Source organism: Bradyrhizobium sp. HKCCYLS1011, assembly GCF_051167795.1.
Classification (GTDB): domain Bacteria; phylum Pseudomonadota; class Alphaproteobacteria; order Rhizobiales; family Xanthobacteraceae; genus Bradyrhizobium.
Map to the genome: position 1 here is coordinate 313951 of NZ_JBNPTT010000009.1, position 23300 is coordinate 337250.

Here is a 23300-nt window from a genome sequence, read left to right on the forward strand (position 1 = left end):
GCCCGTTGAAATGATAGGGTGGCAGAAAGCTCGACTCGATCTGCAGTTCGAGTCGTGACGCAGCGACTGGGTTAAGCCGCGCGTCGGAACGTCCCGGGCCGCGGCGCGTTCACGCTCCTGGAACATTCTCTACGGAGAAGGGTCCGATGCGCCGCGCACCTCTCAAAGCCTTGTTCGCGCTGCTGACCTTCAGCAGGGACGACGAGACGCCGCTGCGCTGGGACCGCATCGTCCTGATCTTCTCGACCCTGGTCACGATCGGCCTCGCCGTCCTTTACGTCCATGGAAAGGTTACCGGACGGTGGTAGCGCACTCCGTCTCGGCCCTGGCCAGTCAGCCGACCGCGGCGAGCATCCCGGTCTTCGGGTGACAGCCGCGATATTCGAAGAACTGCTCATCAGCGGCCGCGACCGTCACCTCATGATAGAGCCGAAGCTTCGCGGCCGGACCGAGTGACGACAGATACTTCATCGCCGCTCCGAAGATCCTGACGTGGGTCGGATGCGATTCCGCCCAGCGCTCCAGCGCGGACAGACTTTGCCACCAGCTCTGCCCGTAGGACTTCTCGGTCAGCGCGCCATCGGGTCCCCGCAGTCGCATATAACGATTGGAGTAGCAGCCGATCGAGATCCCATCGTCGCGCAGGAAATCCATGCCCTCGCGCAGGACCGGCTCGACGTCTTCCAGATACATGCGGCGCTCGGCCGTGTCCGTGTCGCTCCAGTCCTGGCCTGAGCGGATCACGCAGAGATTGTCCGCGGCCAGGACGCGAAGGCGCGGTCCGTCCTGTAGCAAGGTCGGCTTGCCCGATGACCTCATCTCATCGGTCTGAGACAGCGGGATGCGATCGCGCATTCCGCCCCAATAGGCATGCTCCAGCACCTCCCCACTCATCCCCCCGGCAATGACCGCGACGCCTTCGGGCCGGCCCAGCGAGGAGAACAACGTCTCATAGCGGTCGACCGCCGGCCGCAGCACTTCGATGAATCGGCCGACACCGTCGACGCCCGGTCCGGTCCAGGCGGCGCGCGCCGGCACGAACCACGCGTCGAAGCGCGCGACGTCGTCCCAATAGGCGACGAAGACCTCGTTCGCGAATCCGGCCTGATCGACATAGTGCGCATGGTCCCAATGCGATGGTCCGTGCGCCTCCGATACGAGCTTCACGAAGTCCGACGTCGAGGAGGCCGCCGTCGGCGGCGCCTCGCCGCGATATTGCAGGCCGAAATAGGCCATTACAACGCGGGCAACGCCTGGCTTGTAGCGGGCGACGAACGACGGGTAAGGCGGTTTGTAATCGTCATCCACACGGCGATGGCGACGGCGCGGGGTGATCAGATGTGGAGGAATCGCGGACTCCATGATCCCCTCCCCTCAAGTGGCTTCGCCAGACCGGGCGGCTGCAACCTCGCCGGCCGGAGCGGCCGGCGTCACATGGTCGCCCGGCAACGCGAAATGCTCGACGCGACTGAACGGCTTGTTGTTGAGCAGCAGCCGCGTGACGTCGGGACGCGAATAGTGCCCGGCCGGATCGGCGGCGTTCTTGGCGATGCCGATCATGCCGAGGTCGATCTCGGCGATCAGCAGGCCTTCCTGCTCGGGCGGCAGCTTCTCGACGAGCGAACTGCCGTCAGGACCGAAGATCGCGGCATGACCTCCGCCGACATGCAGCAGCGCGTGCTTGTCCTGGCGATCGCACAGCTCGTCGATCATCGCCTGCGAGACTGTGGCACACGGTGCCAGCACGAAGCACGAGCCTTCCACCGCATAGATGCGCGACGCTGCATTGTTGACCTCGGCGCCGAGCGCCGGCGCGAACGGATCGTAGAGCGAGAAACTCGGCCATGCCGCGACGTGAACCTGCTCGTTCTGGGCATACATCGCGTATTTCGACAGCGGCTGCAGATGCTCCCAGCAACACAGCGCGCCTAACCGGCCGATGTCTTGCCGCGCATGGACGGCGAGATCGCTGCCGTCGCCTTCGCCATACACGGTGCGCTCGGCATGAGTTGGCCGCAGTTTGCGGCGCTTCGCAATGGTCTCACCATCAGGGCCGATGAGCCACTGCGCGATGTAGAGGCTGCCACCGTCGCGCTCGGAAACGCCGAGCACAGCCGTCAGCTTCGCCTTGCGCACCGCGACACGCAGGGCCTCCGCCTGCGGGCTGTCATAGGACAACGAATTGTCGAAATAGCGCTGCACGAATCCGCGCCCGATGCACCAGGCCGGCGAGTCCATCCAGATGTGCCAGGGATAGCCGGGGATGAAGACCTCCGGGAACGCGATCAGCTTGGCACCCTTGTCTGCCGCTTCCTCGATCAGCCCGATCGTCTTCTGGATCGAGGCGTCGAGGTCGAGCCAGGCAGGCGCCGCCTGCACCACCGCCACCTTGTATTTCGGATAGACGATACCCATCGCCGCTGCTCCTGCTGCCAATTGCGGCGCATCCCGCCGCACCACGATCGCGCGCACTATTGACCCAGGCCGTCATTCGCGCTCGTCTCGCAGGGAACGAAAATTCGACTACGACCGCGGCCAACCGCCCGGCCGGCCCGGGTTTTGCTGCATTGCCGGATATCCAATCGACACAGGTGTAGGAGGAGACGGACCGATGCCGATCCTGTTCACCACGGACCAAAGCCCGGCTCACCGCCGACTGGCGATGTGGCAAGACATCGTCTGCGACGTCTATGTCGGCCTTGACTGCAGGTCCGATCTGGGCAGCGCCTTTCGGGGCAGCGTGACCTATGCGGCTTTCGGCGAGGCCGTGTGTTCCGAAGTGTGCTCGGACCAGCAGCGCGTTCACCGCACCCATCAGCGGATTTCCCGCTCCGATGCAGACTTCGTGCTGGTTGCGCTGGGGCGCGAGGGGATCGGCGGCGTCGTGCAGGATGGCCGCGACACGGTGATCCGCCCCGGCGAGTTCGCGATCTACGACACGACGCGCCCCTATGAGCTGCAGTTCGACGCCGCGTTCAAGCAGATCGTGTTCAAGCTGCCGCGTCAGATGCTGCAGCGCAGAATCGGTCCCACCGAGCCGGTGACGGCAATGACCTTCGGCGCCGACAGCCCGCTCCAGCCCCTTGTCTACGATTTCATCGTCAGGCTCTGCGAGCGCGCCGATCACATCGGCGCCGAGCACGCCGAGCGATTGTCCGACCAGGCTGCCGACCTGCTGGCCATGACGTTGGCCGAGCGGCTCCAAACCCAGCCTCTGCCGGTCTCCAGCCATCGCGCGGCGCTGCTCTATCGCATCAAGGCGCATGTTCGCACGCGCCTGTCCGATCCCGACCTTTCGCTGCCGGTGGTCGCGCGCGAGCTCGGGCTGTCTGCGCGCTACGTCAACGATCTGTTCTCGGATGAGGAGCTCTCGTTCCAGCGCTTCCTGCTGTCGGAGCGGCTCAAAGTGTGTCGGCGCGACCTCGCCGCGCCGGCGCTGACCCATCGGCAGATCAGCGAAATCGCCTTCGCCTGGGGCTTCAACGACGCCTCGCATTTCGGCCGTGTCTTTCGCGAACAGTTTGGCATGTCGCCACGCCAGTGGCGGCGCAGCAGCCCGGCGCGCTAAAGTCAGACAAGTGCCGATTCCTTGAACAATTCGGCCGGTGCCGGGATCGATCGGATGCGCCGCTTTGCCCTGACGCGGATGAGACCATGATAGGACGAGCGGGATACACCGTTTTGCTGCTGGCCATGACGTCCAGCGCCAGCCATGCGCTAGATGGCGAGCAGAGCCGAGGAAAAGCGCTCTTGCAAACGCTTTGCAGTCGATGCCATGCGGTGGGTCAGACTGGGACCAGCCCACACCCCGATGCCCCGCCCTTCCGCAGCTTTGGCGACGACAAACTCTACGACGAAGACTTTGCAGAGCGCCTGCAAGCCGGGCTGTCGACGATCCACCCGGACATGCCGACCTTCCAATTCAATCGCGCCGACGCCGAGGCGGTGGTCAACTATCTCAAGGCCATCCAGGTCCGGCCGAAGGCGAAATGACCCCGCGAGGCCGGGCCCGCTCTGGGAACTGACGCCTGCTCGGTCCGTTGCCCGTCGCGATCCGCACCGGATACCGCAGGGGCAAAGCGCCTTGGAGCCCTTTCACGGATGAGTGCCACTGCCCTCGAATATCCCGATGGCCTTCCGCTGCCGCAGCGAAGCTGGGCGATCGTCACGATTGCGCTTGGCATCGTCATGGCCGTGGTCGACGGCGCGATCGCCAATGTCGCGCTGCCGACGATCGCGCGCGATCTCAACGCGAGCCCGGCCTTCTCGATCTGGATCGTCAACGGCTACCAACTCGCCGTCACCATCTCGCTGCTGCCGCTGGCCTCGCTCGGCGAGATCATCGGCTATCGGCGGGTCTATCTCGCTGGCCTCGTGCTGTTCACCATCGCCTCGGCGGCTTGCGCGCTGTCGCATACGCTGCTGTTGCTGACGCTCGCTCGTATCCTGCAGGGCTTTGGCGCGGCCGGCATTCTGAGCGTCAACTCGGCGCTGGTGCGCTTCATCTATCCGCACGCATTGCTGGGCCGCGGCATCGGCATCAATGCCATGGTGGTTGCGATCTCTGCTGCGGTCGGCCCGACCATCGCGGCCGGCATTCTCTCGGTCGGGACCTGGCCTTATCTGTTCGCAATCAACGTGCCGCTCGGCTTTGTGACGTTCGCGCTCGGCGCGCGTTGTCTGCCGCACACGCCGCGTTCACCCCACATGTTCGACTGGCAGAGCGCGGCCTTGAGCGCGCTCACCTTCGGCTTCGGCATCGCCGCGATCGACAGTCTCGGCCATGGCGAAGCGCTCCTGACCTGCGCGATCCAGTTCGCCGTTGCAGTCATCTCCGGGGTGACACTGTACTACCGCGAGACCCACATGGCCTCGCCGCTATTGCCGCTCGACCTGTTGCGCATCCCGATCTTTGCGCTGTCGATCGCGACCTCGATCGCTTCGTTCTGCGGACAGATGCTCGCCTTCGTGGCGATCCCGTTTTATCTCGAAAGCCACTTTGGCTATTCCGCGGTGCAGATCGGCCTGTTGATCACGCCTTGGCCGATTGCGGTTGCCTTCGCCGCGCCGATCTCGGGGCGGCTGGTCGAACGCTTCCCGGCGGGTCTACTCGGCGGTGTCGGCCTGTTTCTGTTCGCCTGCGGCCTTGGCGCGCTGGCGCTGTTGCCGGCGCAACCCGCGGTGGTCGACGTGGTCTGGCGCATGGCGCTGGCCGGGTTCGGCTTCGGCCTGTTCCAGACCCCGAACAACCGCACCATGATCGCGGCGGCGCCGCGCGAACGTTCTGGTGGGGCGAGCGGCATGCTGGGCACCGCGCGCCTGTTGGGCCAGACCATGGGCGCGGCGCTGGTTGCGATGTTCCTGGCGGTCAGTCCCATCGAGGGCACGCGGCTGTCGCTTGCCACCGGCGTGGGCTTCGCGCTGCTCGGTGCCATGCTCAGCATGCTCCGCCTGTCTCCCGTCGGTGCCAGGGGCGCCGAGCATGTCCGCGTGCGGGAGGGCCAGCGGCTGAAGGGCGAGTAGACACGACGGCCGGCGGAGGCTGCGACCGATCCAACTCGGCAGGCCTGTCGAATGCGCATAGACCCGCCGGACGCAAAAAAGGCCGGCGCAATGGCCGGCCTCTTGCAGTGCGATGTCTTCTGGGGCTTGGCGCCGCTCAGACCTTGACCAGCGGTCCCTTCGACGCCGGGCCCTTGGAGCCGCCGCCGGATCCGCCGGACTTCGGCTTCCGCTTGCGGGCCGCCGGCACCTCCGACTTCGGCGTGACCGGACCTTCGACGAACTCGAAGCCGATCTTCTCGAGCTCCGGATTGGCCTCGTCCTTGACCAGGACGACACGGACGTGCCCGCCACCCTTCAGCTTGCCGAACAGCACCTCATCCGCCAGCGGCTTCTTGATGTGCTCCTGGATCACGCGGCCCATCGGACGCGCACCCATCTGCTCGTCATAGCCATGCTGGATCAGCCAGGCCTTGGCCGGCTCCGACAGCTCGATGGTGACGTCGCGGTCGGCGAGCTGAGCTTCCAGCTGCAGCACGAACTTCTCGACCACCATGCCGATCACGTCGACCGACAGATGCGCGAACGACACGATCGCATCGAGCCGGTTGCGGAATTCCGGCGCGAACTGGCGGTTGATCGCCTCGTGGTCGTCGCCTTCCCGCTTGGAACGATGGAAGCCGAACGCCTGCTTGGCCATGTCGGCGGCGCCCGCATTCGTGGTCATGATCAGGATCACGTTGCGGAAGTTGACCTGCTTGCCGTTGTGATCGGTGAGCCGGCCATGATCCATGATCTGCAGCAGCACATTGTACAGATCGGGATGGGCCTTCTCGATTTCGTCGAGCAGCACCACGCAATGCGGATGCTGGTCGACGCCGTCGGTCAACAGGCCACCCTGGTCAAAGCCGACATAGCCGGGAGGTGCGCCGATCAGGCGCGACACCGTATGCCGCTCCATGTATTCGGACATGTCGAAGCGCAACAGCTCGACACCCAAGGTGGCCGCGAGCTGCTTGGCGACCTCGGTCTTGCCGACGCCGGTCGGGCCCGAGAACAGGTAGCAGCCGATCGGCTTCTCGGGTTCGCGCAAGCCCGCGCGGGCGAGCTTGATCGAGGCCGAGAGCGACTCGATCGCTCGGTCCTGGCCGAACACGACGCGCTTTAAGGTCTGCTCGAGGTGCTTGAGCACTTCGGCATCGTCCTTCGACACGCTCTTCGGCGGGATCCGCGCCATCGATGCGATCGTGGTCTCGATTTCCTTGATGCCGATGGTCTTCTTGCGCTTGCTCTCGGACACCAGCATCTGCGCCGCACCGGATTCGTCGATCACGTCGATCGCCTTGTCCGGCAGCTTGCGGTCGTGGATGTAGCGCGACGACAGCTGCACCGCGGCCTCGATCGCCTCGTTGGTGTATTTCAGCCGGTGATAATCCTCGAAATACGGCTTCAGCCCCTTCAGAATCGCGATTGCATCCTCGACCGACGGCTCGTTGACGTCGATCTTCTGGAAGCGCCGCACCAGTGCGCGGTCCTTCTCGAAGTGCTGGCGGTACTCCTTGTAGGTCGTGGAGCCCATGCAGCGGATCGTGCCGGAGGCCAGCGCCGGCTTCAGCAGGTTGGACGCGTCCATCGCGCCGCCAGAAGTGGCGCCGGCGCCGATCACGGTGTGGATTTCGTCGATGAACAGGATCGCGTTCGGATGGGCCTCGAGTTCCTTCAGCACCTGCTTCAGGCGCTCCTCGAAGTCGCCGCGATAGCGGGTCCCGGCGAGCAGCGTGCCCATGTCGAGCGAGAACACCGTCGCGGCCGCCAGCACTTCCGGCACTTCACTGTCGACGATGCGCTTGGCAAGCCCTTCCGCGATCGCGGTCTTGCCGACGCCCGCCTCGCCCACGAACAGCGGGTTGTTCTTCTGGCGGCGGCACAGCACCTGGATGGCGCGGTTGATCTCGGAGTTCCGGCCGATGACCGGGTCGATCTTACCGTCACGCGCTTTCTTGTTGAGGTTGACGCAATAGGTTTCCAGCGCCTCGCCCTTCTTCTTGGAGTCCTCGCTGCCTTTGTTCTCGGTCTCCTCGTCGACGCCGCGCACGGGGCGCGCCTCGGAGACGCCCGGCCGCTTGGCGATGCCGTGGCTGATATAGTTGACGGCGTCGTAGCGCGTCATGTCCTGCTCCTGCAGGAAATACGCGGCATGACTTTCGCGCTCCGCGAAGATCGCGATCAGCACGTTGGCGCCCGTCACCTCTTCGCGGCCGGAGGACTGGACGTGAATCACCGCGCGCTGGATTACGCGCTGGAAGCCTGCGGTCGGCTTGGCGTCGTCGCTGCCGTCCGTGACCAGATTTTCGAACTCGGTTTCGAGATAGTTGACAAGACTGCCGCGCAGCTTGTCGAGATCGACGCTGCATGCGCGCATCACGGCCGCTGCATCGGAGTCATCGATCAAGGACAGCAAGAGGTGTTCCAGTGTCGCGTATTGATGATGACGCTCGTTGGCAATCGCCAGCGCACGATGCAGGGATTGTTCAAGGCTTTGAGAAAAAGTCGGCATGCGCGTCCTCTATGGCCCCCTGGCATCATGATCGCCGCCGCCCGGTCAGGCAACAACAACCTTCGTCAAATATAGTTATAATCGAGTGCGGCAAAAGACCGGTCGAGCCACCCGATTGCCCTTTCACCGGATCGTTAATGCAAAACCCGTTCCGAGTGTGACGGCGGGCGCAGACGCCGATTTGAATCGCTCTTGTCGTCGGCAGATTTCGCTCTTCCGCTGCGTTCGTGGAGCGATCATGTGCGAGACGATGGCGTGAAGGCGCGGCCGACTCGAGAAAAGGCCGCAAAAATCCGGAGATTGGCCGGCTGAGCCTGGTCCGGCTTCAGTCGCCTGATAGATAGGGCCGATTTCGGCCAGATATTCCTACTTCTTCTCCATCACACATTGCAGCGGATGCTGGTGCTTGCGCGCGAAATCCATCACCTGAGTCACTTTGGTCTCAGCGATCTCGTAGGTGAAGACACCGCATTCGCCGATCCCGTGATGGTGGACATGGAGCATGATCTTGGTCGCCGCCTCAACGTCCTTGTTGAAGAACTTTTCCAAGACGTGAACGACGAATTCCATCGGCGTGTAATCGTCGTTGAGAATCAGGACGCGATAAAGGTTCGGGCGTTTGGTCTTCGGCTTGACCTTGGTGATGACCGAGGTGGCGGGGCCGTTATTGCCGCTGGGCCGATTCTCGTTGCTGCTCATCCTGGGCACTGGGAGAGGCTTTGACAGATCAAATCTGGACGTTAGCTGCGACATGGCACACGCGTTAGATACCGTTGCGGGATCCCTAACAGGTTCCCACCTTGTCCCGCCGGGGCCACGTTGGCAGCCCGGACCTGCTTCCCAAATCGCCTTATCCCAGCCGACCGGTCCGACATCAGGAATATGGGTCAGTTACCGGTCTGCTGCAAGCGCACATCGCGATCGAACGCGCTTCCGCCAGTACCGATTCTCCGACCTCGGCGATGATCGATGAGGTTAAACAATTCGTCCGGATTTTACAAAGCGGATTCAGTGGGAATTGAGGAGGAACCTGTTCTGGCGAGCAAGTTGCCGACTCCTGAGGTTCGCCGCAGCAGTCTGCTCGGGCGGCTTGTCCATCCGTCCAACGGCGCAGCCCGAAATCTCGGCAGCTTCCTCTGCCCGGGGGGCACCTCGTGACCGATTCCATCACCGGTCCGGTCCTGCTTTGCCTTCAAGACAACTCACCACCTGCAAGACAACAGACCACTTGGCGCCGTGCTCTTGAGCAGCCACATCGTCGTGGCTTCGCCTCACACTGATCGCGACAAAGACTGCGATGCCCAGAACCGCACCGGCATCGAGAAGGCCGGTCCCTTCTCGCACCTCTACACGACCGCGGAGTTCCTGCAGGATGGCGCGAGCGGCAACGACCTTGCCGGATCATCGCCGAGTTCATCCAGACAGCAGACGCACGCGGAACGCCGTCGAGGAAATTTCAAAGCTGCGTGTCGCGTCATGACATCGGTCAGCACGACAGAACCGGCAAAAGAAAGCCCGGCATTCGCCGGGCTTTTTGGTGTCCCCGAATGACGCGGGCGGCTTAGTGCGTGGCGGCCGGCGGGGTAAACTTGGCAGCCAAACCTTCGAGCGGCTTGAAAGCCTGCTTGGCGAGATCCGAATAAAGGCCTGCGATCTTCTGCGAGTCGGCGACGAAGGTCTCATAGGCCGACTTGGCGTATTCGCTCTGCGCTTCGAGCACCTTGTCGAGCGACTTCACGCCCGAGAGTTTCTCGACGAAGGACTTGGTGTCCTCGAACGATTTCTTGGTGTAGTCGCCGTAAGCGGTGGCGATCGCATGCAGGCCGTTCTGCACGGTCGTCGCCGAGTTCACGACGGTTTCGAACTGCTCCTTGCCGTAGTTCTGGAAGTCTTCGACCTTAAACATGGCATCCCTTTCCCTGACCGAAGCGCTCACAAGACAAGCTTTTGCTCTCCTGAGGCGCATTGTCATATATCCTGCAGCGCACAATAAAAGCAAGATTCTTGTGCAATGCACAATTCAGGGCATTGGGGCCATATTCCTGAGATCCCCGCAAGATTTCTTTAATCTTTTGGCAACCCCCTCGCCCTAACCTTCCCGATGGCCCTGTCGGCGTTCGGCAGGTCTACAAAGCTGTTCCAAAACAGCACCTTAACAACACTTCAGTCCGGCCTTTCGATTTCTGGCCATCTTTACCGGCCAATCGGCAGCCCGGACAGGCTCAATGTCACGGGAGCGTTCGGCACAATTTCGCCTCACGAGCCGGTGAACAAGTCGGAAATTGGACGGGGATTTCATGCTTCGCAAAAACTTGGCTTCCTCGCGCCTGGTGCGGGTTGGCGTCTACGGGCTACTCACGCTCACGACCGTTGCGGTCTTCACGACCGACAGCGCCGAAGCACGTCGGCACCATCGGCGTCATCACACTGCGCATCATTCGCCGCGCAATGATGAGGGCAGCTACAGCCCTTCCTTCGCCTCCATCATCGTCGACGGCAATTCCGGAGCGACACTGACGGCGACCAATCCCGACGGGCTGCGGCATCCAGCTTCGCTCACCAAGATGATGACGCTCTATCTGTTGTTCGAGCGTCTCGATGCCGGCAAGATGAAGCTCGATACCGAGATGTCCGTCTCCGAGCACGCTTCAGAACAAGATCCGACCAAGCTCGGTCTTCGGCCCGGCCAGACCATCAGGGTCGAAGATGCGATCAAGGGATTGATCACGCGTTCGGCGAACGACGCCGCGGTCGTGATCGCCGAGGCGATCGGCGGCGACGAAGACAATTTCGCCAGGATGATGACTCGCAAGGCCCATGCGCTCGGCATGAGCCGCACGGTCTATCGCAACGCCTCCGGCCTGCCGAACGACGAACAGGTCACCTCGGCCCGCGACCAATCGATCCTCGGCCGTGCACTGCAGGACCGCTTCCCGCGCTACTATCATTATTTCTCGACGACGGCCTTCAACTTCCGCGGCCACACCATCACCGGGCACAATCACCTCCTCGGCAGCGTCGAAGGCGTTGATGGCATCAAGACCGGCTACACCCGCGCCTCCGGCTTCAACCTCGTCACCTCGATGCATCGGGGCAACCGATTCCTGATCGGCGTCGTGCTGGGCGGCCGCAGCGGCGGATCGCGTGACGCCATCATGCGCAGCCTGCTCGCCGAGAACCTCGACAAGGCTGCAACCAAGCGGACGGCTGTGGCCGTCACGGAACGCAGCGGATCCGACGCCGCGACCGACACCGCCGATCAAGGCGGCATGCAGCTCGCCTCGGCTACCCCTGATGCGCCGGCTCCCGCCCCGAGCCGTGCCACCAAGATCATCTCAGCCCTCTCGGAGGCGACCGCGGCCCTGCCGCCGGCGCAGCCCAGGGACAACAAGGCCAAGACCGACATCAAGGCCGACGTCCGCACCGAAGCCAAGGCCGAACCGGCTCCGATGACTTCGGGCGTGATCGACAGCCAACCGATGTCGATCATTCCCGGCTCCACGGAGCCGATGAAGCCGGTCAGAGTGAAGACGGTTCAGGTCAAGGCCGGTGCGGTGAAGCTCGCCTCGGCGGCCCCGCAGCCGGTCGCGCCCGTGCCGACGCCGCGCAACGATGCGGTCGAGCCGGCACGAAGCGATGCCTATCGTCCCGAACCACAGCGTGCCGACCTGCCACCGCAGCCGCCTGGGCACGGCACCGGCAACGGCATCCTCGGCGTGCTGCCGGCCTCGAGCCTGCCGCCGTCCTCGTCGCAGGCCATGGCCTATGCCGCACCCGCACCCGCACCGCAAGCCCCGGCACCGATCCAGCAGGCCTCTGCGGCTCCGGCGCCGGAAGTGGCTGCGAAGGCCGCCGTGACCCACAATGGCTGGATCGTTCAGGTCGGCGCGCTCGACAATGAAGCGGAGGCGCAGAAGCGGATCGAAGCCGCGCGCAGCCAGGCTCAGGGCCTGCTCAGCAAGGCCGATCCGTTCACCGAAACGGTCTCAAAGGGCGACAAGACCCTGATCCGCGCCCGCTTCGCCGGTCTCGACCGCGATCAGGCCGAAGCGGTCTGCAAGAAACTGAAGCGTGCCGACATCTCCTGCATGACCGTGCATAACTAGATCACCAGGATCTCCTTGATGAGGCCCGTGCGCCACACGCACGGGCCTTTTTTGTTGGGCCTCTCCACGAGAGCGCCTGCAAGAGGCCGGCGCAAACCTCTCGTCAAGAAATTGCAGCTAGAACTTTTTCACCATGAAGGATCGAGCACGCCTGATAACGGCGGGCGACCGCTGGCGTCGACAGAGCAGGCGATGAAAGCGGAGTTTCGGTCTTGTGGCGTGAGTGGCGTTGCCGGAGTCAGCCGTGATGCGTGCGAAGCAGAGTATCCTTGGCCTCGTTTACCCTGGCGGCGAGATACGTCGACCCCCCTTGATCGGGATGCAGTTTCTTCATCAGCGCACGGTGGGCGCGCCCGATTTCGTCCCGTCCCGCCCCCGGCTGCAGGCCAAGGATCTGATAGGCCTCCTCGTCCGTCATTTTGCCGCTCGACGCCGCGCGGCCCTGCCCCGCTGCCGTATCTCGCTCCGCGTGTTGACGCCAAGCGGGAAACCGGCGGTCCAGATAGCCTTCAAGTAACGCGACGCTGTCGACGTCGAGCGTCGGGATGATCGCCGCGAGCTGCGGCAGATCGAAATCGTCCAGCGAGCGGCCTGCATGCGGACCGGCGACGAATCGCCCGGCGAGCTGCCCGCTGTCGTGATCAAGCATCATCTCGATGAACTGTGAGCGCACCCGCGAGCTGTTGCTGCCTGCAGATCGGGACGCCCCCATTCCGAACAGGCTTCCGAACCCGCCGAGACCGGAAGGCGTCCAGCCCAACAGGCCGGCGCCGAACAGCCCGATCGGAATGGCCACAACGAATTCACCGCGAATACCGGTGAAGGCGGCGACAGCCAGGCACAGAATCCCGCCGACGAGCTTGATCGCACGGGCGAGCGCAGCAGGATTTGCCGCGCGAAACATCTGCAGCAGCAAATAAAGGGTGATGACGGCGACAGCGCCTGCGACCAGGGTCATGGACTGAATATAATCGCCAGCGCGGCAAAAAGCAGGATGGAGATTGCGCGAACCTCCGGCACACAACCGAGCATCGTTCGTCCTATCAGGGGCCTGCGTGCTATTTCATCTGTTCGAGCAGGTGCGCCGCGCTGGGCTGCCGCGCTGAGAGCCGCATCAGCGCTTCGCGGCCGCCGGCTGCATAGGCGGCAGCGGCGCGCAGCAGCTCGCGCAACTGGGCCGCTGCGCCGGGATCGAACCGGCACCAGGCTCCGCCACTCAGCCGCGCGATCTCGCGGAACGCCTGTTCAACGCCGGCATCGGTGCCTTCCTGGAACATGAAAATCGGAACTTTGAGGATGCCGAGCTCGCCGGCCTTGGTGCAGAGCTCGTCGACGCTCTCTTCCATGGCATCGCCGACAAACACCAGCGCCCTTACGCCGGAGGCCGTGGCGTCGCGGCGCGCTTCGCTCAGCACCTTTCCGATCTGGGTATTGCCGCCGCGGCAATCGATCTTGGTCATCAGGCGCGCAAGCTCGCCGCTGTCGGAAATCCAGCGGGTGGCGCGGCATTCGTTGAAGCCGCGATAATAGATCAGGCGAATGTCGAGGCTGCCAAGCGAGGCGGCCTCGCGAAACATGTCGGCCTGCAACCCACAAGCCATATCCCAGGTCGGCTGCCGGCTCATCGTGGCGTCGAGCGCGAAGATGAGACGGCCACGCGCGCCCACGGCATTCGGCGCCATCGCGCGTACCTTGGCGACGAAATCGGCGATCGAGGCTGCGCTCGACGGCGCTGGGTCTGGCAAGCTGCCTTCACCGGCCTTCGCATTGGACGAGGCCACGTCGCCTGGGCGGATCTTGGTAGGGTCTGTCGTCATCATCGCTCGCGAAGCTGCGCACAGAATGTGGGCAGCCGCGCCACGACGTTCAACACGGCGCTGTGGGCTCCGGAATGCCCCGACTAGTGGGTCAGCTGTTTCGCCGGCGCTTGTGCAGTCGGTGCATAGGGCGCCACCGGGCCGGGATCGGTCAGCGGCGACTTGGTTTTTACCGGGGCGAGGTCGCTTGAGCTGTCGGCATCGGCCAGGAACTTGTCGAGCATGGCCTGGATCGACGACTTGGCCTCATCCGGACCGGTGTCGCGCATGTCGTTGTGCTGGAAGTCGGTCTTCACGACGGTGATCCCGGCCTTCTCGCAGACGTCGTCACTCGGCAGCACGCCGGGGTCGGTCTTGAACTGCGGATCCCTCGAACGGAACGAGAGGATCTTGAACTTGCCGTTGGTGATGAAGGGGACGCGCAGATTGTCGAGCGTCACCACCTTGCGCACCTCGTCAGGATACTGCTTGGCGAAGTACATCGTAATATCGCCACCCATCGAATGCCCGACGATGGTCAGATGGTCGTAGTCGGCATTCGGCTGAACCTCGCGCATCTGCTCCACGGCGAATTTGATGTTGGCGACACCGCGCTGGATCTGCGGCAGGCGGCCGACATAGAGCTCGCCGACTTTCGTGACCATCGGCGGATCGCTCGGCAGGTCATGCTGGATGCTGACCGCCATGTAGCCTCGCGCGGCAAAGACGTTCGCGAGGAAGGAATATTCGGTGAATTTGACGGTATTGCCGTGATTGAGGATCGCGACCGGCAGCTTGATCATTCCAGCGTCGGCCTGCATTTCCTTGTCGCGTCGAACCGCGATATCCACCTCCACCAGGCGGTTTTCGCGGGATGCGTCATGGAAGCGAAGCGTCTCGTGCCGGATCGCCCATTTGCTGGCGGTCACATAGCCGGCAACGGCCAGAACCCCGGCAGAGACTAGAACGATGATTCCACGCTTCATGTTCGCCCTCTGGATCCACAACCTGAAGTGGCTACAGCCCTATCTACTGTCGCCGTCCCTTGTGTTTAATATATGCAACAGCGCTGTGACAGAAAGACTAAATGTTGTGTCCCGGCCGCCTGAACGTTGTGCGCTGCAGCTAACTGCTGTGCAGCATTCACGCGCGCCCTCCTCTCTGAGGTTCCTTATCTGAAGCTCAGGTTCAAGCTGGCGCTAAAATTTTCCATAAAGAACCAAACACGTAAATTGGCGTTCCGGCATTGAGGTGCGACAAATCGGCCAATTTTCAGGCATGGGTGCCCGGCCCGTATTATTACCGGTCTTTCGCGGTCAAGAAACGCAAAGGAACAGAGCGAGCAGGCCCTCAGGCGCTGATGATGTCGTGGACATCCAGCGGCTTGTCGACCTGGGCGAACCATTCGGCCCGGTTTGCGGCCCGCCGCCGGCCGCGCTCGTCCAATGGCAGCTTCAGCTGCCGCAACAGGCTCGTCACCTCCTCCCGGGCCGTCACATGGCCGAGATTCGGACGGGTCCCGAGCGTGGCCTCGTCGATATCGTCGAGCGCGGTCAGGCCGCGCGGAAAGAACTCACGGTAGACGACCCGCTCGGCGAAACCGTCGATCGAGCGGAAGCCCAGCCGGAACGACAGTTCCTTCAGCCCCTCGGCGACCAGCTGCTTGTTGCGCGATCCCAGCATCGACAGGCGATTGCGCACCACGATCCAGTCGGTGGTCGCGCCGTCGACCTGCCGCCGCTTGCGTCTGACGTCGCGGACCATCTCCGCGTAGTGGCTTTCACCTGTGACCGCGTAGGTCGCGGGATCGACGGTGCCCAGCACGTCGAAATCCAGGAAGCTGTCATTGATCGGGGTGACCAGCGTGTCGGCCATCGAGTGCGCCAGCCGCATCAGATAGCTGTCGGTCCCCGGCGTATCGATGACGATGAAGTCGAAGCTGTGCTCGACCGCGCCGACCGCCTCGATGAACTGCTGGAACTCGGTGTTCTCGTTGTCGGCGATCTGCATCGTCTGGCCGAGCTTGATGCAATAGTGGGTCGGGAGCTCAAGCGGCAGCCCGGTGCGCCGTGCCCAGGCGCTGCGGTTATTGATGTAGCGGGTGAAGCTCTGCTGCCGGCAATCGAGATCGATGGTGGCGACGCGCTGGCCCGCCTTCATCAGGGCAACGGCAATATGCAGAGCGGTGGTGGACTTGCCTGAACCGCCCTTCTCATTACCGAGGACAATCACATGGGCCGAACCCGATTGCCCCTGGCTCGTCTGCACCAGCATATTCCGACCCCTCACGATCATCTTCGAGTCACGCTTGCCCGCGGTCAAGTGAAATGCGTGCGGAATGTAAATTCGCCTCGCGAGGCGCGAGGCTCGCGGCATCTCGGCCACAACTGATCAGTCTCCGGACGCGAGAGGCGTTCGACAGTGAGCAGACGTGTTCAAGTGCGCTTGGTAGCTTTGCATTGTCCTTGATAAGGTCGGCGTTCCAACGGTCAAGACCGAACACACGAGCTCACAACTTCAGTCCGCGGATTAGAGCAAAAATGTCACGAAGCCCCCAGATCGTCCGTACTATGCCTGCGCTGCGTCGCGCACTCGACGGCTTGCGCGCGAGGAAAGCGACCCTCGCATTGGTCCCGACGATGGGAGCGCTCCATGACGGGCATGTGTCGCTGGTCCGATTGGCGAAGCGGCGCGCCGACAAGGTCGTCGTCTCGATCTTCGTCAACCCGACTCAGTTCGCACCAACTGAGGACTTCGGTTCCTATCCGCGGACCTGGAAGGAGGACGTGGCGAAGCTCGCCGCCGAGCAGGTGGATGCGATCTGGCACCCCGACGCCAAGGCGATGTATCCGGACGGCTTCGCGACCCGTATCGTCCCGGAGGGCGCGGCATCGGCCGGCCTCGAAGATCGCTTCCGCCCGCATTTCTTCGGAGGCGTCGCAACCGTCGTCGCCAAGCTCTTCACCCAGTGCCGGCCGGACGTCGCGGTGTTCGGGGAGAAGGACTTTCAGCAGCTCCGGGTGGTGACCCAGCTCTCCCGCGACCTCGACCTCGGCGTCAGGGTGATCGGCTCGCGCACCGTGCGCGAGCGCGACGGCCTCGCGATGTCATCGCGCAATGTCTATCTGTCCCCCGAGGAACGCCGCGTCGCGCCCACGCTCTATCGGACCATGAAGGAGATCGCGGGCAGGATCCGCGCCGGCAATAGGATCGAAGCGGCCGTCGCGGGCGGCGCCGAGCTGATCACCGACGCCGGCTTCGTGCTCGACTACCTCGAAGTCCGGCATGCCGAGACACTCGCGCCCATCGCCTCCTCCAGGAATGGATCCAAGCAGGAACTCAAGGATGGACCGTTGCGAATCCTGGTGGCTGCCAAGCTCGGAAAGACCCGGCTGATCGACAATATCGGGGTCTGAGACTGCGCTCTGCACGCAGGGCGCGATATGGCGTCGCCGTTATAGAAGCCCGAGATCGCGCAATTCGCGCCGCATCGGCTCCGGCATCGCCGCGACGCTGTCCGCGCTCGCCTTGCCGAGGTCGGGCGGCGCATCGGCCGGTTTCAGGTAGCGCCAGCCCTGAAACGGGCGCATCGGCCGCGGCGACACGGCCATCACCTTCGGCTGCATCACCAGCCGGCACCGGCCGATGCCGTCGCGATCACGGAACGGCTCGATCGCGATGAGCTTCTCGCGCGCGGCGATCTCGCCCTTGATCACCCAATAGAGCGAGCCGCCCGCCAGGATCTCCTCGATCCGTTTCGGCGTCATCCGGGTCACGTGGATGTGGTGCTCCGGCAGGCCCTTCTTCCTGGCCGCCTGCATCCGCTCGGCGATCCATTGCTTCAACTCTTTGACCGACTCGCAGCCGACGGCCAGCTTGATCAGATGCAGGGGCATGGGATCTTTGATGCTTACTCTTTACCAGACGGCTCAGCCGCTTCGGGCGCGGCCTGCGGCGCGGGCGCCACAGCCGGCGGCTTTGGCTTCGGTGGCGCAGGCTTCTTCGCCGGCACCTGGGCATGGCTTGCCGCGACCGCAGGCGATGGTGGCGCACGCGGCGCCGGAGCGGCCGCTGCAGGCGCTGCAGAGCGCGACGTCGATGCGGTCGGCTCGGGGGCCATGATGCTCACCGGCGGCGTCGAGGCCGCGCTTGGGAACTCCGCGTTGGTCGGCTTGCCGGTCGGCATCGACGGCACCAGTCCGGCGAAGGCTCCTGACGCAGCCGGTTGCGCCTGCGGCGCCTGGGCTTGCGGGGGGGCGTTCCATTGCGACGCATAGCGCGTCACCAGGCCCTCATAGGTGCGCGCCTCCATATTGCTGACGATCTGCTGGGAATCCGTCAACAGCCGGAACACGTAGCAGTCAGCAGGCGTGCAGCGGTCGCGGGTGAGCAACACATAGGCCATCAAGCCGTAGCGGTCGCGTTCGACCGCCCGCCGCAGCGCGAGCTGCTCGGGAGTAATCGCCTTGTTGGCAGCGGCGGCATCACCGTAGGCGATCAGGCGCGAGATCATGGACCCGGCGTAGCTCACGGCAGCGGCGGTGGCGTCCGCGGTCCCGAACAGGTTCTTCTCGCAGTTCGACAGCACAAGATCGCCGGCGAGGTCCTCGACGCAGGCAAGCGCGGGCAGCATGGCAACGGCCGACGCGGTGCTGGAATTTTCCCCGGTTCCGCCGCGGCCACTCTCATCCAGGCTTTTCATGGTGGAGGCCACCGCGATGCCGACCGCGAGCAGAGTGATGATGCTCAGCGCTCCATTGGCGACCGACTTCTCGGCGCGCAACAGCGTGACCAGGACGATCAGGCCGAAAAACGCCGCTGCGGCCAAAGTGAGCCACATCGGGAAAGCCGGCGAGCTCAATAACTGGTCGAGCGAGGTCGGCGGAGTCAAGTTCATGCGCAACGGTCCCTTAGACGAGCCGGCGATCGATTGCGAGTGTTACGCCCGGGATAGCGGGGCGCGATCAGCGATAAACAATGGCCAAATCCAAATACTCACCTCAGTCTATGGCCCCCGCGGGCCCGACCATAGGCCGATTCCGCGCACGGTGCGCGGCAAGAGTATCTCAAAACGAGCAGCTATCCCCACCCCATCCGGCAGACCCCGCTCCGCGGCGGAGCGAGCAGGCATCGCGGCAGTTTGCTGTTCTTCCCCCCTCGCTCATGCCCGCAGCGCGAGATGCAACGGGCTCGATGACGCCTCGTGGCGGAACCTGCGGTCCGCTGACGGCCAAGACGGTGCCGCCTAGGACTGCGCGAGCTGGCTTTCCCTGGCCACGCGTTCGAAGGCTTCGGTCGAGCTCTTGATGCGGTATTGGCAGTCGTCGCCTTCGGTCGGGAGCTGGCGGATGATTTCGTAGGTACCGGTGGCGGCCGGACGTGAGATATTGCTCGCCGTGAAGGTGACGGTCGATCCGACGGGAAACTTGTGCTTCAACGCCCACTCCTGCTCAAACGCCGGTCCTGGCCAACGGTCCCCGCTGCAGTGGATCGGCTCTCTCTTTAATAGAGGCGTCTATAGCATGTCGGCGCGCGCCCTGGCCAGTCATTGCCGCCATGGCGAATGCGTCAATTTTGTAGCCTTTTCAGCACGATGCTGGGCCGTCCGGCCCGAGTTCCGCCCATTCTGAGCGGCCCGGCAGGATGTTCGGATCAGGCGGTATGGGGAAGCTTCCCGTCGGGGCTCGCATGATCCACGGCCAACGGCAGCTGCTCGGCCAGCACCTTGGAGAGCTGGTCGACCGGGATATTGTAGCGGGCGGCCAGCTGCTTGACCGTGTCGCTGCCAAGCACCTCGCGCAGCTGCTCGGCCGAAATCGGCAGGTTTTGGCCATTGCCGAGCCAGGATTTGACCTGGGCCCCGAACCCGGCCTGCTCCAGCTTGGCGACGATATTGTTCAGGCCGCCCTGCCCACCTTGGCCGAAGACCTCGTTCAGGACGACCGGAAGCACGGCGGCCTCGAGCTGTCCCAAGGCGCCTTGAAAGGCTGACGAGTTTCTGAGTTCGTCGAGAAATCCCATGACCGTTTACTCCATCCGCTTCAGCAGGATCATAACAGGACCACACGACAGACCAAAGTTCGACAGCCGCGGCCTGGACGCGGTCAGACGTCTTCGAACCGCGCGATGAGCAGAGTTTCCGCAAGCCCGTCCCGGGTCCATTCCGCGAAGGCCGGCATCGCCATCATCGTGTCCATATAGGCCCGCGTCTGCGGCGTGACATCGATCGCATAGGTGCGGAAGCGGTGGACGACCGGCGCGTACATGGCGTCGGCAGCCGAGAACGCGCCGAACAGATACGGCCCGCGGGCCCCATACTGCGCCCGGCAATCGCTCCAGATCTGCTCGATCCGCGCGACATTAGCCTTCACCTCGTCCGAGAGTTGGATGGCGCGCACCGGGCGGTGCAAATTCATTCCGCACGCGCTGCGCAGCGGCACGAAGCCGGAATGCATCTCGGCCGAGATCGCCCGCGCATGCGCGCGCTCTGCAATGCCCTGCGGCCACAAGCCGGCATCCGGAAAACGCTCGGCGAGATGTTCGATGATCGCGAGCGAATCCCACACCGTGATGTCGCCATCGATCAGGATCGGCACTTTTCCCGCCGGCGAGAAGCTCAACAGGCGGTCCTTGTCGGCTTTGTCGTCGGTATAGATCGGCACGAAGATTTCCTCGAAAGCGATGTTGCAGCCGCGCATCGCCAACCAGGGCCTCATCGACCAGGAGGAATAATTCTTGTTGCCGATCACGAGCTTCAACGTCATGTCCGAACCTGTCTCCATTGCAGCGGCTCTGCGCCGGTCATGACGAGGAATACAGGATGGGCTCCTATACCGTCGATATCGTCGCGGTATCTTTTTTCGCGCTGGAATGGGTCGTCTATGCGATCACCCTGGAGCATACGGCCTATGGGCGCAACAGCCTGTCGGCACGCATGAATGCCTATCGCGAGGTCTGGATCCGGCGCCTGCTCGAGCGCGAGGCGCGGATGGTCGACATGCAGATCATGTCGTCGCTGCAGAACGGCACCGCCTTCTTTGCCTCCTCGAGCCTGATCGCGATCGGCGGCGGGCTTGCACTGGTGCGCTCCACCAGCGACGCGCTGGCCGTGTTCAAGACCTTTCCGGTCGATCTCAGTCCGCACCCTGCCCTCTGGGAGATCAAGTGCGTCGGCCTGGTCCTGATCTTCATCTACACCTTCTTCAAATTCGCCTGGGCCTACCGCCTGTTCAACTATGTCGCGATCCTGATCGGCGGTATGCCGCTGGCGGCGCAGCGCGGCACGCCGGAGGCCGAGGCCCATGTGATCCGGACGACGCGCCTGTTCGAAGCCGGCGCGCGCCATTTCAACCGCGGCCAGCGCGCCTTCTTCTTCGCGCTCGGCTATCTCGGCTGGTTCGTCAGCCCCTGGGTGCTGTTCATCACCACGGCGGCCGTGGTCATCGTGACCTGGCGCCGGCAATTCGCCTCCAGCGCCTGGGACGCGATGGGCCACTAGCTCATTCGGCGAATCAGTCCACGAAATCCTGCGGCGTGAACGACAGCTCCAGCACCTTCCACTCGCGGTAACGATCCGGCGGCAGCATCGCGTAGGGCTGGCAGGCGGCCAGCGCCCGGACCGCGCTCTGTTTCATCTCCAGGGCCTTCACCGAGGCGGTCCCCGCAAGCAGCACGGGATCTGCGGCAAGCCGGCCGTCCGGGGTCATGACCACACGCAGCTTGACCATGATGTTGTCGGAACGGGACACGGAGGCCGGCAATTTCGAGCAGCTCCTCAGATGCTGCCGGAACGGCCCAGTCAGATTGGCAGCGAGATTGGTGCTCGCCGAAGGCCCGGCATCCTTGCTCTCGTCCGCATCGTTTCCTGATGCCGGCAAAGGTGGCAAAGGCGGCGGCAGTCCAAGCATCACGCCATATTTGACCGTGAGATCGGGCTGAGGGACATAGCTCGGCGCGCTCGACGGTGCTGGCGTCGGAGCGGGTGTCGGGGTCTGCTGCGTCTCTGGAGGCGGCTGCGGTTGCGCTTGCGGCTGGGACGGCGGTTGCGCCTTTGCCTCGCGCGTTGGTGTCGGCTGCGGCGTAGGAGCCGATGCCGGCGCAGGGGCCGGTGCGGGGGCAGCCGTTGGCGATGTCGACGAGGTGTCCGGCTTGGGCAAGGCCAGGTCGGGCGATGGCGACGGGCTCGGCGCAGGTTGGAGCGGCTTCTCGGGCTCGTCGGACTCAACGATGTCGACGGCAACGGCCTCCGGTGCAGGAGCCTCGAAACGGCGCACGTCGGTCGACAGGAAGATCAGGGCCGCGGCGACGATATGCGCGAGCACCGATGCCGCGATGCCCCAACGTATGAATGGCCACCGTTCCATGCTGCTTCTTTGCACCCGCGCCTGACCGGCGCCTGCGCGCGGCGGTCACCACCAGGTTTCGACCATCACGACCTTGGCGGTCGCCGGTCGCGCGTGCCACACCCGGCCCAGCATAGCAAGCCGCAGTCGGCCCTCAATCCCATTTCGGCGCAAAGGCGAAATTGGTCATGCGGTCTTCGGCGCCCCCGAGCGCGAAGATTTCGTCCATCTCGGCATCGGACAAAGTGAAATCGAAAACGTCGATATTCTCCGACAGGCGCTCGACACGCGAGGTGCGCGGAATGGCGACGACGTTCTGCTGCACCAGCCAGCGCAAGCAGATTTGCGCCGGCGTCCTGCCATGAGCGCGTCCGATCCGGGCGAGCGTCGCATCGTTCTTGATCTTGCCCCTGGCCACCGGACTATAGGCGACCATGGCGACGCCATTACGGGCACAGGCCTCGCGCACCTTGGTCTGGTCGAGATAGGGATGATATTCGACCTGATTGCAGATCAGGGGTTCGGGACTGGTCGCGACGGCCTCGTCGATCAGCGCCACCGTGAAATTCGACACGCCGATGTGACGGGTCAGGCCGAGCGACTTCGCATGCGCCAGCGCACCGAGCGTTTCCGCCAGTGGCACGTGTGGATTTGGCCAGTGCAGCAGCAACAGATCGACCTCGGAGACGCGCAGTCTCACCAGGCTCTCCTTGGTCGAACGCTCGAGATCGTGCGGTGCAAAATGCGTGGTCCACACCTTGGTGGTCAGGAACACCTGATCGCGGCGGATATGCGAGGCACGCAAGCCCTCCCCGACCTCGCGTTCGTTCTCATAGACCTGGGCGGTATCGACATGGCGGTAGCCGAGCGTCAATGCCTGCTCGACGATGCGCGCGCAGGTTCTCCCGCGCAATTCCCAGGTTCCCAGTCCGATCGCCGGGATGCTGGCGCCGTTGGCCTCAATTGCTTGCATGGCCGCGCCCTCCAATTGCAAGCA

24 protein-coding genes are annotated in these 23300 nt (G+C 63.8%); 8 read left to right on the top strand and 16 right to left on the bottom strand.

All coding sequences use genetic code 11. From position 1 onward, the window contains the following. The first annotated feature begins 146 nt into the window (after positions 1-146). Positions 147-308 (top strand): hypothetical protein, encoded by a 162-nt coding sequence (locus ACQR1W_RS29075; protein ID WP_434853998.1) that lies wholly within the window; start codon positions 147-149, stop codon positions 306-308. Positions 309-333: 25 nt separating this feature from the next. Here ACQR1W_RS29075 and ACQR1W_RS29080 read toward each other — a convergent pair whose 3' ends face one another. After that, positions 334-1362 (bottom strand): phenylacetaldoxime dehydratase family protein, encoded by a 1029-nt coding sequence (locus tag ACQR1W_RS29080; RefSeq protein ID WP_434853999.1) that lies wholly within the window; start codon positions 1360-1362, stop codon positions 334-336. Between the two features lie 12 nt (positions 1363-1374). Further along, complete coding sequence (locus ACQR1W_RS29085; RefSeq protein ID WP_434854000.1) at positions 1375-2415, bottom strand: carbon-nitrogen hydrolase family protein; 1041 nt, start codon at positions 2413-2415, stop codon at positions 1375-1377. A gap of 196 nt (positions 2416-2611) precedes the next feature. Between ACQR1W_RS29085 and ACQR1W_RS29090 the strand changes: the two genes are divergently transcribed. The 3 genes from ACQR1W_RS29090 to ACQR1W_RS29100 all read left to right on the top strand — a co-directional run bounded on the left by ACQR1W_RS29090 (position 2612) and on the right by ACQR1W_RS29100 (position 5523). Further along, a complete protein-coding gene (locus ACQR1W_RS29090; RefSeq protein WP_434854001.1) occupies positions 2612-3568 on the top strand; it encodes a helix-turn-helix domain-containing protein in 957 nt (318 codons plus the stop codon). A gap of 86 nt (positions 3569-3654) precedes the next feature. Continuing rightward, positions 3655-3993: a c-type cytochrome gene (locus tag ACQR1W_RS29095; RefSeq protein ID WP_434854002.1), complete on the top strand. Its 339-nt coding sequence runs from the start codon at positions 3655-3657 to the stop codon at positions 3991-3993. A 108-nt stretch (positions 3994-4101) separates the two neighbouring features. Further along, positions 4102-5523, top strand: coding sequence for an MFS transporter (locus ACQR1W_RS29100; protein WP_434854003.1), 1422 nt, complete (start codon positions 4102-4104; stop codon positions 5521-5523). 136 nt (positions 5524-5659) lie between these two features. On the opposite strand, the gene clpA is transcribed toward ACQR1W_RS29100, so the two are convergent. Together clpA and clpS are read right to left on the bottom strand one after the other, a co-directional pair. Beyond that, entirely contained in the window at positions 5660-8059 is a 2400-nt protein-coding gene (gene clpA / locus ACQR1W_RS29105; protein WP_008967936.1) for an ATP-dependent Clp protease ATP-binding subunit ClpA, read from the bottom strand. 366 nt (positions 8060-8425) lie between these two features. Continuing rightward, positions 8426-8758 carry an ATP-dependent Clp protease adapter ClpS gene (clpS, locus tag ACQR1W_RS29110; protein WP_008967937.1) on the bottom strand — a complete coding sequence of 111 codons (333 nt, stop codon included), beginning with the start codon at positions 8756-8758 and terminating at the stop codon, positions 8426-8428. A gap of 543 nt (positions 8759-9301) precedes the next feature. Between clpS and ACQR1W_RS29115 the strand changes: the two genes are divergently transcribed. Continuing rightward, a complete protein-coding gene (locus ACQR1W_RS29115; protein WP_434854004.1) occupies positions 9302-9610 on the top strand; it encodes a hypothetical protein in 309 nt (102 codons plus the stop codon). A gap of 10 nt (positions 9611-9620) precedes the next feature. Here ACQR1W_RS29115 and ACQR1W_RS29120 read toward each other — a convergent pair whose 3' ends face one another. Further along, positions 9621-9965 (bottom strand): phasin family protein, encoded by a 345-nt coding sequence (locus ACQR1W_RS29120; RefSeq protein ID WP_008967938.1) that lies wholly within the window; start codon positions 9963-9965, stop codon positions 9621-9623. A 391-nt stretch (positions 9966-10356) separates the two neighbouring features. Between ACQR1W_RS29120 and ACQR1W_RS29125 the strand changes: the two genes are divergently transcribed. Beyond that, positions 10357-12165 carry a serine hydrolase gene (locus ACQR1W_RS29125; RefSeq protein WP_434854005.1) on the top strand — a complete coding sequence of 603 codons (1809 nt, stop codon included), beginning with the start codon at positions 10357-10359 and terminating at the stop codon, positions 12163-12165. Positions 12166-12403: 238 nt separating this feature from the next. On the opposite strand, the gene ACQR1W_RS29130 is transcribed toward ACQR1W_RS29125, so the two are convergent. From ACQR1W_RS29130 to ACQR1W_RS29145, 4 genes are all read right to left on the bottom strand, one after another. Continuing rightward, a complete protein-coding gene (locus tag ACQR1W_RS29130) occupies positions 12404-13123 on the bottom strand; it encodes a DnaJ domain-containing protein (protein WP_434854006.1) in 720 nt (239 codons plus the stop codon). A 100-nt stretch (positions 13124-13223) separates the two neighbouring features. Continuing rightward, positions 13224-13982: a VWA domain-containing protein gene (locus tag ACQR1W_RS29135; RefSeq protein WP_434854007.1), complete on the bottom strand. Its 759-nt coding sequence runs from the start codon at positions 13980-13982 to the stop codon at positions 13224-13226. A gap of 83 nt (positions 13983-14065) precedes the next feature. Beyond that, positions 14066-14947 (bottom strand): alpha/beta fold hydrolase, encoded by an 882-nt coding sequence (locus tag ACQR1W_RS29140; protein WP_434854008.1) that lies wholly within the window; start codon positions 14945-14947, stop codon positions 14066-14068. 364 nt (positions 14948-15311) lie between these two features. Continuing rightward, positions 15312-16235: a division plane positioning ATPase MipZ gene (locus ACQR1W_RS29145; protein WP_434854009.1), complete on the bottom strand. Its 924-nt coding sequence runs from the start codon at positions 16233-16235 to the stop codon at positions 15312-15314. A gap of 266 nt (positions 16236-16501) precedes the next feature. Between ACQR1W_RS29145 and panC the strand changes: the two genes are divergently transcribed. Beyond that, positions 16502-17377 carry a pantoate--beta-alanine ligase gene (panC, locus tag ACQR1W_RS29150; RefSeq protein ID WP_434854010.1) on the top strand — a complete coding sequence of 292 codons (876 nt, stop codon included), beginning with the start codon at positions 16502-16504 and terminating at the stop codon, positions 17375-17377. 39 nt (positions 17378-17416) lie between these two features. On the opposite strand, the gene ACQR1W_RS29155 is transcribed toward panC, so the two are convergent. The 5 genes from ACQR1W_RS29155 to ACQR1W_RS29175 all read right to left on the bottom strand — a co-directional run bounded on the left by ACQR1W_RS29155 (position 17417) and on the right by ACQR1W_RS29175 (position 20725). After that, on the bottom strand, positions 17417-17857 hold the full coding sequence (locus ACQR1W_RS29155; protein ID WP_008967947.1) for a DUF1489 family protein: 441 nt from the start codon (positions 17855-17857) through the stop codon (positions 17417-17419). A gap of 14 nt (positions 17858-17871) precedes the next feature. Continuing rightward, complete coding sequence (locus ACQR1W_RS29160; RefSeq protein WP_434854011.1) at positions 17872-18858, bottom strand: hypothetical protein; 987 nt, start codon at positions 18856-18858, stop codon at positions 17872-17874. A gap of 348 nt (positions 18859-19206) precedes the next feature. Continuing rightward, a complete protein-coding gene (locus ACQR1W_RS29165) occupies positions 19207-19398 on the bottom strand; it encodes a hypothetical protein (RefSeq protein ID WP_434854012.1) in 192 nt (63 codons plus the stop codon). Between the two features lie 215 nt (positions 19399-19613). Beyond that, positions 19614-19982, bottom strand: coding sequence for a YidB family protein (locus tag ACQR1W_RS29170; RefSeq protein ID WP_434854013.1), 369 nt, complete (start codon positions 19980-19982; stop codon positions 19614-19616). Positions 19983-20065: 83 nt separating this feature from the next. Then, entirely contained in the window at positions 20066-20725 is a 660-nt protein-coding gene (locus ACQR1W_RS29175) for a glutathione S-transferase family protein (RefSeq protein ID WP_434854014.1), read from the bottom strand. A 56-nt stretch (positions 20726-20781) separates the two neighbouring features. Here ACQR1W_RS29175 and ACQR1W_RS29180 point away from each other — a divergent pair, with 56 nt between their 5' ends. Further along, complete coding sequence (locus ACQR1W_RS29180) at positions 20782-21459, top strand: DUF599 domain-containing protein (protein ID WP_008967953.1); 678 nt, start codon at positions 20782-20784, stop codon at positions 21457-21459. A gap of 13 nt (positions 21460-21472) precedes the next feature. Here ACQR1W_RS29180 and ACQR1W_RS29185 read toward each other — a convergent pair whose 3' ends face one another. Together ACQR1W_RS29185 and ACQR1W_RS29190 are read right to left on the bottom strand one after the other, a co-directional pair. Continuing rightward, positions 21473-22324 carry a hypothetical protein gene (locus ACQR1W_RS29185; protein WP_434854015.1) on the bottom strand — a complete coding sequence of 284 codons (852 nt, stop codon included), beginning with the start codon at positions 22322-22324 and terminating at the stop codon, positions 21473-21475. 133 nt (positions 22325-22457) lie between these two features. Continuing rightward, positions 22458-23276 carry an aldo/keto reductase gene (locus tag ACQR1W_RS29190; protein ID WP_434854016.1) on the bottom strand — a complete coding sequence of 273 codons (819 nt, stop codon included), beginning with the start codon at positions 23274-23276 and terminating at the stop codon, positions 22458-22460. Between the last annotated feature and the right edge of the window lie 24 nt (positions 23277-23300).

Excerpts from the sequence above, each read along its gene's own strand:
- ACQR1W_RS29075 (WP_434853998.1), top strand. The coding sequence starts at position 147 with ATGCGCCGCGCACCTCTCAAAGCCTTGTTCGCGCTGCTGACCTTCAGC.
- ACQR1W_RS29080 (WP_434853999.1), bottom strand. The coding sequence starts at position 1,362 with ATGGAGTCCGCGATTCCTCCACATCTGATCACCCCGCGCCGTCGCCAT.
- ACQR1W_RS29085 (WP_434854000.1), bottom strand. The coding sequence starts at position 2,415 with ATGGGTATCGTCTATCCGAAATACAAGGTGGCGGTGGTGCAGGCGGCG.
- ACQR1W_RS29090 (WP_434854001.1), top strand. The coding sequence starts at position 2,612 with ATGCCGATCCTGTTCACCACGGACCAAAGCCCGGCTCACCGCCGACTG.
- ACQR1W_RS29095 (WP_434854002.1), top strand. The coding sequence starts at position 3,655 with ATGATAGGACGAGCGGGATACACCGTTTTGCTGCTGGCCATGACGTCC.
- ACQR1W_RS29100 (WP_434854003.1), top strand. The coding sequence starts at position 4,102 with ATGAGTGCCACTGCCCTCGAATATCCCGATGGCCTTCCGCTGCCGCAG.
- clpA (WP_008967936.1), bottom strand. The coding sequence starts at position 8,059 with ATGCCGACTTTTTCTCAAAGCCTTGAACAATCCCTGCATCGTGCGCTG.
- clpS (WP_008967937.1), bottom strand. The coding sequence starts at position 8,758 with ATGAGCAGCAACGAGAATCGGCCCAGCGGCAATAACGGCCCCGCCACC.
- ACQR1W_RS29120 (WP_008967938.1), bottom strand. The coding sequence starts at position 9,965 with ATGTTTAAGGTCGAAGACTTCCAGAACTACGGCAAGGAGCAGTTCGAA.
- ACQR1W_RS29125 (WP_434854005.1), top strand. The coding sequence starts at position 10,357 with ATGCTTCGCAAAAACTTGGCTTCCTCGCGCCTGGTGCGGGTTGGCGTC.
- ACQR1W_RS29130 (WP_434854006.1), bottom strand. The coding sequence starts at position 13,123 with ATGACCCTGGTCGCAGGCGCTGTCGCCGTCATCACCCTTTATTTGCTG.
- ACQR1W_RS29135 (WP_434854007.1), bottom strand. The coding sequence starts at position 13,982 with ATGACGACAGACCCTACCAAGATCCGCCCAGGCGACGTGGCCTCGTCC.
- ACQR1W_RS29140 (WP_434854008.1), bottom strand. The coding sequence starts at position 14,947 with ATGAAGCGTGGAATCATCGTTCTAGTCTCTGCCGGGGTTCTGGCCGTT.
- ACQR1W_RS29145 (WP_434854009.1), bottom strand. The coding sequence starts at position 16,235 with ATGCTGGTGCAGACGAGCCAGGGGCAATCGGGTTCGGCCCATGTGATT.
- panC (WP_434854010.1), top strand. The coding sequence starts at position 16,502 with ATGTCACGAAGCCCCCAGATCGTCCGTACTATGCCTGCGCTGCGTCGC.
- ACQR1W_RS29155 (WP_008967947.1), bottom strand. The coding sequence starts at position 17,857 with ATGCCCCTGCATCTGATCAAGCTGGCCGTCGGCTGCGAGTCGGTCAAA.
- ACQR1W_RS29160 (WP_434854011.1), bottom strand. The coding sequence starts at position 18,858 with ATGAACTTGACTCCGCCGACCTCGCTCGACCAGTTATTGAGCTCGCCG.
- ACQR1W_RS29170 (WP_434854013.1), bottom strand. The coding sequence starts at position 19,982 with ATGGGATTTCTCGACGAACTCAGAAACTCGTCAGCCTTTCAAGGCGCC.
- ACQR1W_RS29175 (WP_434854014.1), bottom strand. The coding sequence starts at position 20,725 with ATGACGTTGAAGCTCGTGATCGGCAACAAGAATTATTCCTCCTGGTCG.
- ACQR1W_RS29180 (WP_008967953.1), top strand. The coding sequence starts at position 20,782 with ATGGGCTCCTATACCGTCGATATCGTCGCGGTATCTTTTTTCGCGCTG.
- ACQR1W_RS29185 (WP_434854015.1), bottom strand. The coding sequence starts at position 22,324 with ATGGAACGGTGGCCATTCATACGTTGGGGCATCGCGGCATCGGTGCTC.
- ACQR1W_RS29190 (WP_434854016.1), bottom strand. The coding sequence starts at position 23,276 with ATGCAAGCAATTGAGGCCAACGGCGCCAGCATCCCGGCGATCGGACTG.